General features: G+C 62.9%; 14 protein-coding genes. 9 read left to right on the forward strand and 5 right to left on the reverse strand.

The window, feature by feature from the left end:
• Window positions 1-374: 374 nt before the first annotated feature.
• On the forward strand, window positions 375-1,022 hold the full coding sequence (locus ACFXS9_RS35945; protein WP_392697644.1) for a FecR domain-containing protein: 648 nt from the start codon (window positions 375-377) through the stop codon (window positions 1,020-1,022).
• An 88-nt stretch (window positions 1,023-1,110) separates the two neighbouring features.
• Window positions 1,111-1,980, forward strand: coding sequence for a tetratricopeptide repeat protein (locus tag ACFXS9_RS35950; RefSeq protein WP_392697647.1), 870 nt, complete (start codon window positions 1,111-1,113; stop codon window positions 1,978-1,980).
• A gap of 77 nt (window positions 1,981-2,057) precedes the next feature.
• Here the strand turns inward: ACFXS9_RS35950 and ACFXS9_RS35955 are convergent, their stop codons facing one another.
• Window positions 2,058-3,038, reverse strand: a complete 981-nt coding sequence (locus ACFXS9_RS35955; protein ID WP_392697650.1) for a Bug family tripartite tricarboxylate transporter substrate binding protein — start codon at window positions 3,036-3,038, stop codon at window positions 2,058-2,060.
• Between the two features lie 448 nt (window positions 3,039-3,486).
• Here ACFXS9_RS35955 and ACFXS9_RS35960 point away from each other — a divergent pair, with 448 nt between their 5' ends.
• Window positions 3,487-4,746: a S1C family serine protease gene (locus tag ACFXS9_RS35960; protein ID WP_392697653.1), complete on the forward strand. Its 1,260-nt coding sequence runs from the start codon at window positions 3,487-3,489 to the stop codon at window positions 4,744-4,746.
• A gap of 166 nt (window positions 4,747-4,912) precedes the next feature.
• Here ACFXS9_RS35960 and ACFXS9_RS35965 read toward each other — a convergent pair whose 3' ends face one another.
• Window positions 4,913-5,218, reverse strand: coding sequence for a hypothetical protein (locus ACFXS9_RS35965; protein ID WP_392697656.1), 306 nt, complete (start codon window positions 5,216-5,218; stop codon window positions 4,913-4,915).
• Between the two features lie 471 nt (window positions 5,219-5,689).
• On the opposite strand from ACFXS9_RS35965, the gene ACFXS9_RS35970 reads away from it, so the two are divergent.
• Window positions 5,690-5,959 carry a hypothetical protein gene (locus ACFXS9_RS35970; protein ID WP_156433437.1) on the forward strand — a complete coding sequence of 90 codons (270 nt, stop codon included), beginning with the start codon at window positions 5,690-5,692 and terminating at the stop codon, window positions 5,957-5,959.
• A gap of 66 nt (window positions 5,960-6,025) precedes the next feature.
• Here the strand turns inward: ACFXS9_RS35970 and ACFXS9_RS35975 are convergent, their stop codons facing one another.
• Together ACFXS9_RS35975 and ACFXS9_RS35980 are read right to left on the reverse strand one after the other, a co-directional pair.
• Complete coding sequence (locus ACFXS9_RS35975; RefSeq protein ID WP_392697659.1) at window positions 6,026-6,586, reverse strand: hypothetical protein; 561 nt, start codon at window positions 6,584-6,586, stop codon at window positions 6,026-6,028.
• A 95-nt stretch (window positions 6,587-6,681) separates the two neighbouring features.
• The gene (locus ACFXS9_RS35980) at window positions 6,682-7,146 is read right to left on the reverse strand and encodes an Lrp/AsnC family transcriptional regulator (protein ID WP_392700188.1); all 465 of its coding nucleotides are present in this window, start codon (window positions 7,144-7,146) and stop codon (window positions 6,682-6,684) included.
• A gap of 160 nt (window positions 7,147-7,306) precedes the next feature.
• On the opposite strand from ACFXS9_RS35980, the gene ACFXS9_RS35985 reads away from it, so the two are divergent.
• A complete protein-coding gene (locus tag ACFXS9_RS35985; RefSeq protein WP_392697662.1) occupies window positions 7,307-8,320 on the forward strand; it encodes a 1-aminocyclopropane-1-carboxylate deaminase in 1,014 nt (337 codons plus the stop codon).
• A gap of 9 nt (window positions 8,321-8,329) precedes the next feature.
• On the opposite strand, the gene recQ is transcribed toward ACFXS9_RS35985, so the two are convergent.
• The gene (gene recQ, locus ACFXS9_RS35990; protein WP_392697665.1) at window positions 8,330-10,192 is read right to left on the reverse strand and encodes a DNA helicase RecQ; all 1,863 of its coding nucleotides are present in this window, start codon (window positions 10,190-10,192) and stop codon (window positions 8,330-8,332) included.
• A gap of 242 nt (window positions 10,193-10,434) precedes the next feature.
• Between recQ and ACFXS9_RS35995 the strand changes: the two genes are divergently transcribed.
• The 4 genes from ACFXS9_RS35995 to ACFXS9_RS36010 are packed head-to-tail and all read left to right on the forward strand — an operon-like array spanning window position 10,435 to window position 14,507.
• Window positions 10,435-10,785, forward strand: coding sequence for a hypothetical protein (locus ACFXS9_RS35995; RefSeq protein WP_392697668.1), 351 nt, complete (start codon window positions 10,435-10,437; stop codon window positions 10,783-10,785).
• Window positions 10,763-11,788, forward strand: coding sequence for a c-type cytochrome (locus ACFXS9_RS36000; RefSeq protein ID WP_392697671.1), 1,026 nt, complete (start codon window positions 10,763-10,765; stop codon window positions 11,786-11,788). Before ACFXS9_RS35995 ends, ACFXS9_RS36000 begins: the two co-directional genes overlap by 23 nt.
• Window positions 11,785-12,282, forward strand: a complete 498-nt coding sequence (locus ACFXS9_RS36005) for a (2Fe-2S)-binding protein (RefSeq protein WP_392697674.1) — start codon at window positions 11,785-11,787, stop codon at window positions 12,280-12,282. The genes ACFXS9_RS36000 and ACFXS9_RS36005 overlap by 4 nt, the downstream gene beginning before the upstream one ends.
• Window positions 12,279-14,507, forward strand: a complete 2,229-nt coding sequence (locus ACFXS9_RS36010) for a molybdopterin cofactor-binding domain-containing protein (protein WP_392697677.1) — start codon at window positions 12,279-12,281, stop codon at window positions 14,505-14,507. Before ACFXS9_RS36005 ends, ACFXS9_RS36010 begins: the two co-directional genes overlap by 4 nt.
• Window position 14,508 lies beyond the last annotated feature (1 nt).

Consider the following 14,508-nt stretch of genomic DNA (forward strand, 5'->3'; position numbering starts at 1 on the left):
ACGGCCGCGGTCTGAACTTTGCCGGCCGCAGCGGTCTTACCTTCGCCCCCAGTCTCGGCGTGAGACCCAACGAGCATGGCTCCAACCCCCGTTTGCCACTTGCCTCATGCGATTTCGTGGGGTCTGGCTATGTCCAGCCCAAGGTCAAAAATATCTTGCTGCGGCCAGCCCCCGGGGCTGGCCGCCGAAATGTCGTGACTGAGGTTAGCCCAATCCAGGGGCGCTAGGCTTTAGGCTCAAAAGGAGTAATCCTTTTGAGCGGGCGCGGCAGATGATGCCTTCCCCCCACATCCGGTTTAATGTTGCCTCGGCCGCCGGTTCACACAGCCCGCGCGCGGTCTTCCAGACAAGATCTTCTCAGGAAAGGGGGGATCATGTGCACGCATGCGATTGCCGCATTGATGACAGGCTTCGTGCTGGCGACAGCCGGGCTGTTTGTCGCGCCGGCTCACGCGCAAGTAAGGCCCGCCGTTCAGGATCTCGCGTCAAAACCGATTGGAAAAGTTGTTGTCGCCACGGGCTCGGTCACGATTGAACGCGCGGGTGCGGTGGTTGTTCAGGTGAGCACCTCAGGCCAAGCCGCTCAGGCGAAAGTCGGTGATCTCGTCTATCAGGGCGATGCAGTTGCAACCGGCGCCGACGGCCGGGTCGGTATCAACTTCACCGATGGCACTTCCTTCAATCTGTCGAACAACGCGCGCATGGTTTTGAACGAGTTCGTATACGATCCAAATAGTACGTCCAACGCGTCCTTATTCAATCTAACCAAGGGAACCTTCACCTTTGTCGCAGGCAAAGTCGCGAAGACCGGCGATATGAAAGTCGACACCCCGGTCGCGACCATGGGCGTTCGAGGCACCACGCCGCGCGTCGAAATTTCGGATGACGGGACAGTCAGATTTTCCACCCTCATTGAAGAAGGCAAAAGCAGGGTCACGCGAAAGCCGGGCGCACCAGCGGCACAGCAACCGGACCAAAAACCCTATCCAAAATCAAACCTGAACATCTGTCGGGGATGCTAGGCCCATTCGCGTTGTGAGAGACCTGTCATCGAACGAGGTCTCGGGAGTTGGTCGCCTAAGCGCGAGTGCCAGGATCGGAGAGCCTGATATGAAATGCAGTGCGAGCGGGCGCGTCATTCGGGGCCTTGCGCCTGCTTTTGCCTTGCTGCTGCTCGGTTCGCCGGCTGCCGCGCAGAATCCCAAGACGGGCGACTATCTGCAGAACATTGCGTTGTGCAACGGGTCGGATCGCACGTCGTTTGCAGTCCGAATCAATGGCTGCACGGCATTCATCGACTCCGGTCAGGGTACGACGAGGGCGCGTGCGATTGCCTATAACAATCGTGGCAATGCCCATACGGCAGCGGGAGACATTGACCGCGCTCTGCCGGATTTCGATCAATCGATCAAGCTTGATCCGACTTATGCAAAACCCTTCAACAACCGCGGCGCAGCTTACTTGAGGAAGGGCGAATACGACCTCGCCCTCAAATCTCTTGACGAAGCGATCAAGCTCAACCCGAATTACGCCGGAGCTTTGGTCAACCGGGCCGGGGTGTTGCTGAAAAAGCATGAGTACGATCGCGCGGCGCGAGATTACGACGAGGCAATTCGTCTTGAGCCCAATCTGGAAGCCGCGTGGAGCGGGCGCTGCTGGACCCGGGCCATCATCGGCTCGTTGCAGGCGGCGCTTGAGGACTGCAACAAGGTGCTTCAGTCATGGCCGAACGACGCCGCCACATATGACTCGCGCGGACTGATTCACTTGAAGATGGGGGAAGCTGCCGCGGCGATCAATGATTTCAGTGCAGCGCTACGCTTCGATTCCAAGCTGGCGAGCGCGTTCTATGGGCGCGGGCTTGCCAGGCTCAAGAGCGGCGATAAGGCTGGCGGCGACGCCGATATTTCCGCAGCAAAGTCGCTGCGGGCCGGAATCGATGACGACTTCATGCGCTATGGCGTGCGCGGCGGCAGCTAGAGCGTTTTCCAGCTCCAGCCGGCGAGCCCCGGCGCGGCGAACTCGTCATGAAACGATGCCGCGCCCAGGCTGCCGGGCTAATCCAGCTTCACGTTCGCTTCGGTCGCGACCTTGCGCCAGCGCTCGACTTCCGACGACACCATTTTCGCGAACGCAGGACCGGCGACATCAGGGACGTCGGAGCCGTTGCGCTCCCAGGCTTCCTTGATGGTCGACGTCTGCATGGCCTTCTGCAACTCCTTGGCCATCTGCTCGACGATCGCCGGCGGCGTGTTCTTTGGTGCGAACAGGCCGTACCAGGTCGATACTTCATAGCCGGGAAGGCCTGCTTCGGCAGCGGTCGGAAGATCCGGGAATGCGGGCACGCGTTTTGGCGCCGCGACGGCCAGTGCCCGCAACTGTCCGGCCCTGATGGGGGCGGCCGACGAGCCGAGCCCGTCGAAGACAACAGGCACGTGGCCGGCGATGAGATCCTGCATCGCGGGGCCGGCCCCGCGATAGGGGACGTGCTGAAGGTTGGTCTTGGTCAGGATCTTGAACAGTTCGCCCGCGAGATGATGCGTGGTGCCGGCGCCTGCGGAGCCATAGTTCAATTTGCCCGGATTGGCTTTGGCGTAAGCGATGAACTCGGCCAGCGTTTTGGCGGCAACCTTGTCCGGATTGACGACCACCACCTGCGGCGGCCGCGCGATCAGCGCCACCGCGATAAAATCCTTCTCGATGTTGTAGTCGAGGTTGGGATAGAGCGAAGGGGCAATGGCGTGATGCGCCGCGCCCATGAAGAAGGTGTAGCCGTCGGGAGCTGCCTTCGACGCCGCGGAAGCGCCGACGGTGCCGCCGGCGCCGGCGCGGTTTTCGATCAGCACGCGCTTGCCCAATTGGGCATCGAGCTGGGCCGCGAGCGGGCGGGCAAAGGCGTCGGTACCGCCGCCGGCCGCGAACGGCACGATGAAGGTGATCGGCTTCTCCGGCCATGACTGGGCTTGGGCCTGACCGGTCACGGCGGATACCGCCGCCAGAACTGTAAACAGGGCGTACCGGACAACTCTTGACTTCACGGCATTCTCCTCCGGGTATTGCAAATTGGCATCCGCCCTCGGCGGCGCGATTGTCTTTTTACGTCCCTGATTCCGGCTTTTTCCGGAAACGGCCAGGGCAACGAGCCCGCACCGTATGCAAGATGCCAGGCGCGATCCATCAAAATGAGCGGCCGGCGGGGGGAAAATGGTCGTAGTCCCTGGGGCGTATGGTCGTTCCCATGGGGCGCCGGCACCGCTCGTTCCCGTATGGCCGCGCCGAAGGGTACCAAAAAAGCCCGGACTGCCGCTATCGCGCCGGCGCCGCGGCGGTCGAAACCCCCGGGACGAAGCAGAAGCACCATCAGCAGCACGGGAAAAAGCGGGACGATCCGCTCCCTGAGAGGAAATTTTGGTCCTGCGCCAGTCCAAATGGACACTGGTTGCAAAGCAAAATATGCTCGCCCTGGGAATGTGGGGGAATGCGCTTATGGCCTGCCGTGCTGCTGCGGTTGCAGCTTTGTTGTGGTCGATTTTTGCCAATTCGAACGCAGAGGCGCGTGGGCCCTACGGCTCGATCAGCGTCGGCAACTGGAAGGGCGGAGCCTACACCCACGATCAAACCGGATCGTTCTCGCATTGTGCAGCAGGCGCCCAATACGCCAGCGGCGTCTATTTTGTCGTGATGATCGACGGCAATGGCGGATGGAGCCTCGGCTTCATGTACGAACAATGGAGACTGAGGACCGGGGAAGCCTTTCCGCTGACCCTGACATTCGATGGTCAGCAACCGTTCAACGTCCATGGCGTCCCGATTGCCGACAAGCTGGTGCGCGTGCCGATGCCGAACAACTCCGCGCTGATCAGCCAGTTCCGGCGGGCCAAGGCCATGACCGCCTACACGCAGGGACAGCTCTTCCAGTTCAACCTCGACCAGACCGGCCAGCTATTGCCGGTATTGGCGAATTGCGTTGCCAAGATCAGGCAATCGGGATTGGCCAGTGCCGGCGATTTCTCGGTCCTGCCCGCCGCCAAGCCGGTCGCCGCAGCGGCGGCGCCGGATTCCGGGCCGGCCAAGCCCGACCGACTGTTCGACCAGACCGGCACCGGCTTCCTCGTGAGCACGAACGGACATCTCGTGACCAATGCGCATGTCGTGCACGGATGCGTCGGCGACATCTCGGGCAATCTGTCCGGCGAGGCGCCCGCCAAATTGCGCCTGGTGTCGAGCGACGAGACCAATGATCTGGCGCTGCTGCAGGTGACGGGCTCGTTCAAGGACGTCGCCAAAATCAGGGACAAGGCGATCCAGTCCGGCGACAGCGTGGTGGCGATCGGCTATCCCTTTCATGGATTGCTGACGTCGGATTTCACGGTGACGACCGGGATCGTGAGCTCGCTCAGCGGCATCCTGAACGACACGCGCTTCCTGCAGATCAGTGCTGCCGTTCAACCCGGCAATAGCGGCGGGCCGCTATTGGCCGCAAGCGGCGACGTGGTCGGCGTGGTCGCGGCGAAACTGAATGCCATCAAGTTCGCGAGGGCCACGGGCAACATTCCCGAGAACATCAATTTCGCCATCAAGACGGGAGCCTTGCGGGATTTTCTCGATAACAGCGTGGTCCCGTATCAGATCTCGGACGCCAAGTCCGAGTTGAAGACGGCCGAAATCGCCCGCAATGCGCGGGGGTTTACGTTTCTGATTTCGTGCAAGGCCAAGGCAAAGGAGAAAGAGACGGCAAAGAATTAGAAATTGCGCCGCCGTTTTTGCCTACCAGTCGTCAGGACATTGCGATCGGACGCCTGACAGCGCTTGGCCGCGAGCCGAGCGCATATGTGTGCTAGCCGATATGCGATCCGGGCGGATCGAGAGCCAAGCCCAGGATTCGCCGGAAAACGCGGGCCGCCCACTCCCTTCAACGCCTACCGCGAATTGCTGCCGCTGTCTGGGCGTTCCAGGCGCTCCAGCTCACGCTGGCGAGGCTTCGCTGGTCGGTTGCCAGCGGCCGCCGGGTCTGCCGCTCATAGGCGGCGATGATGTGCTGCGACTGCCGGATTTTCTGCTCGAGCTCGGCAATGGTCTTCTGGGTATTGCCGGTTCTGCTCGATTGTGCCGACTCGCCGACCGTGAACCTGGCGGTCTCGATGCCCTTCAATGTCTCGCGAAGCTTCTTGAGCTGGGCGCGGTGCCACGCAATGGCGCTGTCACTATCTACCGGCATGCAAACCCTCCTGATTCGTGGCCGAATCTAGCACGCATGGGGCAAGTTGGGCCAAGGGGGGGCCCGGGCGGGGCATCGGGCCCACCGGTTTCGCATGGCGGGAGGCGGTCGCTTCCCGATTTCGACCTCTTTTTGCCATCGAAGCGACCGCGGGCGAGCCTTCTAACAACAAACTTGCATGGCGATCTGTGGTCAGCGCGGTCCCTCTCTTACCGTCCTGGCGGCTGAATGCCGGCCCGGCGCAATGGAGCGTGCGATGAGCGAAGTTGAATTCGATCGAATTGTAGATGCCGTGCGGAAGGAAATCGCGCTGGCACCGGCGGCGAATTCGTTGACTGGCTTGCGGGCCACCGAGGGACGGGCGAAGGCTATGGACGACAAGCCAGCGTCCCGGCGCCACGCTTCCTTCGCCAGGATTCGTCGCGTCGGCGAGGGGCGGAAGCGATACAGGTGACGCGTACAGGAGGCCTCATGGAGCGATCAGTGTTCGAAGTCGTGAAGGCACCGCTGGGCTGGTCGGTGTTTGCCGACAACGTCAAGATTGGCGGTGTCTACGATTCGCGGGGCGCCGCCCTCGAGGCCGCCGTGCTGGCCGCCTCCTATACCGTCAGCGACGGCGGCGGCGTTCAGATCAACGTGCCCGGCGCGGAGGAAGAAAAGCCGAGATGGGCGATCGCGTTTGATATCGCAGCCGCCATTCTGCCGACGCGCAGCGGGCGCGAGCGAAGCAGGTCACGGTAAAGCCCGCGCGTCGCGAGCCATGCGTGGATCGACACTGGCCGCCATCGGATTGCCGCCGGTGGCCTTTCATTTTACATCGTCAAACGGCGACACCGCGGGACGGCCAACGCGCGTCCGCTTGATACGGCGCACTGCCATCGGCGCGCCGTCGGACTGATACTGCAGCTCGTATGTCTTGCCGTTCTTGTCGCTCGCGGTGCAGGAAATGCTGGAGACTTCGAGCGTCACGAAGTTTCCGATCTGCTTGCAGAGGCCGGCCGTCAATTCAACTGATGGTATCGGTAGCCCGTCGGCCTTCGGTCTGTCCTTGGATTTCAGCAGCATCCGGTCAATCGGCAGTTCGTACAGGTTGGCCTCCGGCCTTCGCCCGTTGTCACCGGAGAACGTGATGGTGTGACTGCCGTCGCTGGGATCGTCGAGAGCCACGGTAAAATTGGCGCGCCCTTCCTCGGTCTGGAAGAACGCCACGGCCCGGCAGGCAAAGTCCCGTCCGGCAACCTTCAGCGTGCTGCACTTGCCGGACATCAGTGCGAAGATGATGGTATCGGGCTCGTCCGAGGCGAGCGCCGGCGTTGTCGTGAGAAGGATGGCAAGGGCGAAAGCCCGACGGCCAGGGCGCGTGGTCATGTTCGGTTGATACGACATCGAGCGCCGTGTTGGCCAGACCGGCGGAGTCTGGACATCGGAAGAGGATAGCGCCGGTTTTGTGATACCTCAGGCCATCAGAAGTCGAGCGGCGCGTTGTCGACTACTTCCTTAATGACGAAGAAGGTCCGGGTCTGGCGAACGCCCGGCAGCGCGATCAACTGTTCGCCGTGGATGCGGTTGAAATCCTCCATGTCGCCGACGCGGATCTTGAGGAAATAGTCGAAATCGCCCGCCACCAGATGGCAATCGAGCACGAATTTGAGTTGCGCGATCGCCCGCTCGAAGGCGGCAAAGCTTTCCGGCGTGGAGCGGTCGAGCACGACGCCGACCATGACGAGCGCGCCCTTGCCGACCTTGCGCGGCGCCACCATCGCCCTGACCCCTGCTATGAACCCCTCGTCGAACAGGCGCTGGGTGCGGCGGTGACAGGTTGCGGCGCTGACACCGGCCGTTTCGGCCAGCTCGGCATTGGTCAGCCGGCCGCTATTTTGCAGCAATCGCAATATCTTAAGATCGATACGGTCCAGTCTGCCTGGCATGGAAGAATATTCCGCGCTTACACTGAATGATGGTCGATAATGCATCGTAATCCAAAAATAATGCAATAATAGCGCTAGCAGCGTATCTATTTTGAAAGCACTTATCTGGACCGTGGTGATAGAGACATCCCCCGACATCAGACCATCAACGGGGATGACCATGTTGGAGAAATTCGAACGCTATCCGCTCACCTTCGGGCCTACCCACATCGAAAAGCTGGAGCGGCTATCGCAGCATCTCGGCGGCCAGGTCGAGCTCTATGCCAAGCGCGAGGACTGCAATTCGGGGCTGGCCTTCGGCGGCAATAAGCTGCGCAAACTCGAATACATCGTGCCCGACGCGATCGCTTCCAACGCGGACACGCTGGTCTCGATCGGCGGCGTGCAGTCCAACCACACCCGCATGGTTGCGGCGGTAGCGGCCAAGATCGGCATGAAGTGCCGCCTGGTGCAGGAAAGCTGGGTGCCGCATGAGGACGCGGTCTACGACCGGGTCGGCAACATCCTGCTCAGCCGCGTGATGGGCGCGGACGTGCGGCTGGTGGATGAAGGTTTCGACATCGGCATCCGCCAGAGCTGGGAAGAGGCGATCGCGGATGTGAAGGCCAAAGGCGGCAAACCCTATGCGATTCCGGCCGGCGCCTCCGTGCACAAATATGGCGGGCTAGGCTATGTCGGTTTTGCCGAAGAAGTCCGCGCGCAGGAGAAAGAGCTAGGCTTCAGCTTCGATTACATCGTGGTCTGCACGGTCACCGGCTCGACCCATGCCGGCATGCTGGTAGGATTTGCCAAGGACGGCCGCGCGCGCAAGGTGACTGGTATCGACGCATCCTTCACCCCGGCCCAGACCAAGGCCCAGGTGCTCGACATCGCGCGCAATACCGCAAGTCTCGTCGAGTTGGGTAAGGAGCTCGTCGAGGACGATGTCGTCCTGATCGAGGACTACGCCTATCCGGCTTACGGCGTTCCGTCGGAAGAGACCAAGGAGGCCATCCGGCTTTGCGCGCGCCTCGAAGGCATGATCACCGATCCCGTCTACGAGGGAAAATCCATGCAAGGCATGATCGACCTCGTGAACAAGGGCTATTTCCCAAAGGGATCGAAGGTGCTCTACGCCCATCTTGGCGGCGCGCCCGCGATCAACGGATACGCTTACACCTTCCGTAACGGGTGAGGTCGAGACTTACGCGTCGGCTGCCCGCACCACCGCGAGCAATTCGTCGCCGTAATGTTCGAGCTTCTTGTCGCCGATGCCGGGAATATCGCGAAGCGCGTTCAGCGTCGTCGGCCGCGCGGCGGCGATGCCGTCGAGCGTGGAATCATGCAGCACGACATAGGCCGGCACGTTTCGCTGGCGCGCGATCTCCGAGCGCCATGCGCGAAGCGCGGCCTGAAGAGGGGCGTCGGCGGGCTTGGCCTCGGCGCGTGGCGCGAGATCGCCACGCCTTGATTTGGCGCGGCTGGTGCGAATGCGCGTGCCCGGCGCCGCCTCGCGCAGCATGATTTCGGTCTCGCCCTTCAGGACGCCGCGCGCGCTCTCGGTCAGCTTCAGCGCGTTGAAGGCCTCGCTGTCGGCTCGCAGATGGCCCATGGCGACCAACTGGCGGATCACGGCACGCCATTGCTTCTCGTTGAGCTCACGGCCGATGCCGAACACGGACAACTTGTCATGCCCGAATTGCGTGACGCGCTCGGTGAGCCGACCCACCAGCACGTCGATCAGGTGCATGGCGCCGAAACGTTGTCCGGTGCGGTAGGCGCAGGACAACAGTTTTTGCGCGGCGACTTTGCCGTCGCGAAGCTGCGGCGGCGACAGGCAGTTGTCGCAATTGCCGCAATTGCTGGAGGTCGCTTCCTCGCCGAAATAGCCGAGCAGGCGGCTGCGCCGGCAGCCCGCTGTTTCCGCCAGCGCAACCAGCGCGTCGAGCTTGCCGATCGAGACGCGCTTGAACGTATCGGAGCCGGTGGATTCATCGATCATGCGGCGCTGCTGCACGATGTCGGTCAGGCCATAGGCCATCCAGGCGCTGGACGGCTTGCCGTCGCGCCCGGCGCGGCCGGTTTCCTGATAGTAGGCCTCGATGCTTTTCGGCAGATCGAGATGCGCCACGAAACGCACGTCGGGCTTGTCGATCCCCATGCCGAACGCGATGGTGGCGACGATCACGACGCCATCCTCGTTGATGAAACGATCCTGGTTGCGGGCACGAACGCTGGCGTCGAGACCGGCGTGATAGGGCAGGGCCGGAATGCCGGCCTTGCTCAGCGCTTCGGCGGTATCCTCGACCTTGGCGCGCGACAGGCAGTACACGATGCCGGCGTCACCCGCGTGCCGCTCGCTGATGAAGGCCTTGAGCTGGGCCGGGGCGTTCTGCTTCTCGACGATCTCGTAGCGGATGTTCGGGCGATCGAAACTCGAGATGAAGCTCGGTGCGCCTGATAGCCCCAGCCGGGTCACGATCTCCTTGCGCGTCATCTCATCGGCGGTTGCCGTCAGCGCAATGCGCGGCACGTCGGGAAAGCGCTCCGCGATCGCGGACAGGCCGATATATTCGGGACGGAAATCGTGCCCCCATTGCGACACGCAATGCGCCTCGTCGATCGCAAACAGCGCGATGTTGGCTTGGCCGAGCAGGGAAAGGCAGCGCGGCGTCAAGAGCCGTTCCGGCGCGACATAGAGCAGGTCGAGGTCGCCGGCCAATAGCCGCCGCTCGACCTCCGACGCCTCGTCGAATGACAGCGTCGAGTTCAGCACGGCCGCGTTGACGCCGGCCTCCAGAAGTCCTGCGACCTGGTCGCGCATCAGCGCGATCAGCGGTGACACCACGATGCCGCAGCCCTCGCGCAGCAGCGACGGCAACTGATAGCACAGCGACTTGCCGCCGCCGGTCGGCATCAGCACCAGGCAATTGCCGCCCTCGGTCACGTGCCGGACGATTTCTTCCTGCGCGCCGCGAAAGGCGGGCAGGCCGAACACGGAATTCAGGACGGACAGCGCGTCAGGCGCATTGCCGGATTCAGAGCGCCGGGCTGCAGGGGCAGGCATGGGAGTGAGGTCGTCCGGTTGAAGGCGTATGGCGCCAGCCTTTGGGGCAGGCGCCGCGGAATGAAGGATCAATAGGCCAAAAACATCGTGGCAAGTCTATGCCTGATTTCGATGTTCCCGCGGCGTGTTTCGGCAACGGCAGCAAGGGGTCAACTGCCGGTGATCGGCGCGTCCGGGGACGAACGACACGGGGAGATTTGCGTTAGAAGGCAACCCGAGCAACAAAAACCCGAGGCGAGAGCATGCGGGCATCGACGCGAATCATCGCGGGCATCGTTGCCGCCGTGCTGATCGCTGCCGCGGTCGCAGCCTTTGCCATTGCATGGCGCCCGGCAATCGCGGCAATCGATCCTCCAGACCCGCAATCCTTCGATGCCGCCCTGGTCAAGCGAGGCCGCGACCTGGCGGCGATCGGCAATTGCAGCGATTGCCATACGCCGCGTGGGGCTAAGAACTTTGCAGGCGGTCTGCCGGTGCCGACCCCGTTCGGCACAATCTTTTCCACCAACATCACGCCGGATCCGGAGACGAGGAATCGGCCGATGGTCGGAAGCAGCATTCCGCCGCGCGATGCGATCCGGCGTCAACCGTGAAGGTCAGCACCTTTATCCGACGTTTCCATACGACCACTTCACCAACGTCAGCGATGAGGACGACCGGGCGCTCTATGCCTTCCTGATGACGCGGCAGCCGGTTCGCGCAGCGGCACGCGAAAACCAGCTTTCTTTCCCGTTCGACCAGCGGCTCGCCATCGCGGGATGGAAATTGCTTTTCCTTCGCCACGATACCTATCAGCCTGATCCCAGGCAGAGCGCCGAGTGGAACCGCGGCGCCTATCTGGTCGAAGGGCTCGCCCATTGCGGCGCCTGCCATACGCCGCGAAATGCGCTGGGCGCGGAGCGCGTCAGCGCACGGTTTGCCGGCGGCGATGTCGACGATTGGCACGCCTATGCGATCAACGACCAGTCCCGCTCACCCGTGCCCTGGACCGCCGATGCATTGTTCAGCTATTTGCGCGAAGGCTGGCATCCCGATCACGGCACCGCGCGCGGGCCGATGGCGAAGGTGGTCAGCAACCTGTCCTCGGTGCCGGCAAGCGATGTCCGCGCCATCGCGGTCTATATGGCCGGCGTATCCGGTGCGCCAACGTCTGGCCGCACGGGATCAAGCGAGGATGCCTTGGCGCGCGCCAGGGCGGCTTCGCAGGCAAACTCCGCTGGCGCGTCGATCTACACTGCCGCTTGCGCATCATGCCACGAGGGCGGCAGGCCGCTTCCTTATGGCGGGGTCGATCTCGGTCTCAGCACCGCGATCTCAAGCCCCGATCCGCGCAATCTCGCCAACGTCGTCCTTTCAGGCATTGACGCGGTGGAAGGCGAGCGCAGCCCGATCATGCCGGGCTTTGCCGCCAGCATGAATGACGAACAGGCTTCGGCCTTGCTGAACTACTTGCGGGCACGGTTCAGCGACCAGTCGGCATGGACCGATCTCAAGAAGACCATCGCAGAAGCGCGACGCACACAAACCGTATTTCTCCAGACCTCGCCCGCGCCGCGCAACGCGCCTGCCGACCCTCAGCAGCGAGAAAAGCCATGATGACATTGAAGGTCAACGGCCGCGAGCATCAGGTCGACGCGGAGGCGAATACGCCGCTGCTCTACGTGCTGCGTGACGACCTCAAGCTCAACGCCGCCAAGTACGGCTGCGGGTTGGGACAATGCGGCTCGTGCACGGTAATCGTGGACGGCAAGGCGGTGCTGTCCTGCGTCGTGCCGATGGTGCTGCTCGAAGGCAAGCAGGTAACGACGCTGGAGGGGCTCGGCACGATCGCCGAGCCCGCGCCGATCCAGCGGGCGTTCATGGAAGAGCAGGCGGCGCAATGCGGCTATTGCATTCCGGGAATGATGATGCGGGCGCAGGCCTTGCTGCAGAAGAATTCGAAACCGACCGACGAACAAATTCGCGCCGAGCTCGAACCGCATCTGTGCCGCTGCGGCACCCACATGCGGATTCTGCGTGCGGTGCATCGCGCTGCGCGGCTGATGGACACTGCGGATGCGTCACCGGCAGCAAACGGGAGCGCCCGATGAACGCCGCCCTCATTATCGATCGCCGTCGCGTGCTGGCAGGCGGCGGCGCGCTGATCGTCAGCTTCTCGCTCGGCAGTGCCTTGGCACAGCAACAAGACGCGCCCGCGGCTGCCGCGCCGAGCCCGCCCGGCAGCTTGAAATCATCGCCCTATCTCGACGCGTGGATCCGCATCGATGCCAATGGCGTCGAGGTGTTGACCGGCAAGGCCGAACTCGGCCAGGGCTTCAAGACGGCGTTTCAGCAGATCGCGGCCGAGGAGCTCGATATCGCCTTTGATTCTCTCAAGGTGACGACGGCAGACACGCGCCTGACCGCGAACGAAGGCTATACCGCCGGCAGCAACTCCATGAAGGACAGCGGCACCGCGATCCAGAACGCGGCGGCACAGGTCCGTGCGCTGCTGATCGCGGAAGCGGCGCGGCGGTTTGGTCTGTCGGCCGAGAGCCTGCGCACGGCAGACGGCGCGGTGATCGCGCCGGATGGCAAGCGCCTGCCGTATGGTGAGCTCGTCGCAGGGGAAATGTTGCATGTTCAGGCGCAGCCGAACTCCAAACTGAAGGACCCCGCGACGTTCAAGGTGATCGGCCGGCCTGTGCCGCGCGTCGACATCCCCGCAAAAGTGACCGGCGGAGAGGCCTATGTTCAAGACATGCGGCTGCCCGGGATGCTGCATGCCCGCGTCGTGCGGCCGCCGAGCTACGGCGCGGAACTGACCGAATGCGATACCGCTGCCGTCGAGAAGCTGCCGGGCGTCGTCAACGTCGTGCGTGACGGCAAGTTCCTGGCCGTGGTCGCCGAAAAGGAATTCCAGTCGATCAAGGCGATGAACGCGCTTGCCGCTGCCGCCAAATGGAAGGAAACCGCACGCCTGCCGAAACAGGATGATCTGCTTAACGTGTTGACCAGCCTGGCCTCGCAGAACACGACGATCCTTGAGCGCAGCAATGCCGCCGTCGCGGCCCACAAGACTATCGAGGCGACTTACACGAGGCCCTATCAGGCGCACGGATCGATTGGGCCGTCCTGCGCGGTGGCACAATTCGTCGACGGCGTGATGACGGTGTGGACGCACACGCAAGGCGTCTATCCCGATCGCCAGGGGATCGCCGAAATGCTCCGTATGCCGCCAGCCAGCGTTCGCCTGATCCACGTCGAAGGCTCGGGCTGCTATGGCCATAACGGCGCCGACGATGCCGCGGCCGACGCCGCGTTGATCGCCCGTGCGTTACCCGGCCGACCCGTTCGCGTGCACTGGACGCGCGAACAGGAGCATGCCTGGGAGCCCTATGGCCCGGCGATGGTGACGAAACTCAAGGCCTCGCTCGACGGCAATGGCAGGATTGCCGACTGGAATTTCGACGTCTGGAGCAATACGCATTCGATGCGGCCGGGCGGCGCCGGGTCGATGCTGGCGGCGCAGCACATGGCGCAACCCTTTGCCGTGCCGGCTCCCAGGCCGTTGCCGCTGCCGGAAGGTGGCGGCGACCGCAACGCAATCCCGTTCTACAATTTCCCCAATGCGCGTGTGGTGCATCACTTCATTTCCGCGATGCCTTTGCGGATTTCAGCGATGCGAGCGCTCGGCGCCTACCACAATGTGTTCTCGATCGAGAGCTTCATCGATGAGCTCGCCATTCTCGCCGGCGCCGATCCGGTCGAGTTCAGATTGAAACATCTCGACGATCAGCGCGGCCGCGACGTGATCGAAAGGGCCGCGCAAGCCTTCGGATGGAAACCTGATCAGAAGCCGCCGCCAGATCGCGGTTACGGCTTTGCCTTTGCGCGCTACAAGAATCTGGCCGCCTATTGCGCCATCGCTTCCGAAGTGGAGGTGAACCGCGAAACCGGTCGCCCGCGCCTGGTCCGCGCGGCGGCGGCGGTCGATAGCGGCCAGGTGGTCAATCCGGACGGATTGATCAACCAGATCGAAGGCGCCATCGTGCAGTCCATGAGCTGGACGCTGTATGAAAGCGTAACGTTTGACGACACCAGGATCACCAGCATCGATTGGCAGACCTATCCGATCCTGCGTTTCAATTCAGTGCCCGAAAGCATCGAGGTTCACATCATCGACCGGCCGGGGCAGCCGTTCCTCGGCAGCGGCGAAACCGGGCAGGGCCCGGCGGCGGCCTCGATTGCCAACGCCATCGCCAACGCCACGGGAAAGCGACTGCGGAACTTGCCGCTGACGCGCAAGCGCATCAAGGAAGCGATCGATGCGTGAA

The organism is Bradyrhizobium sp. RDI18 (assembly GCF_043203335.1).
GTDB classification, from domain to species: Bacteria; Pseudomonadota; Alphaproteobacteria; order Rhizobiales; family Xanthobacteraceae; genus Bradyrhizobium; species Bradyrhizobium retamae.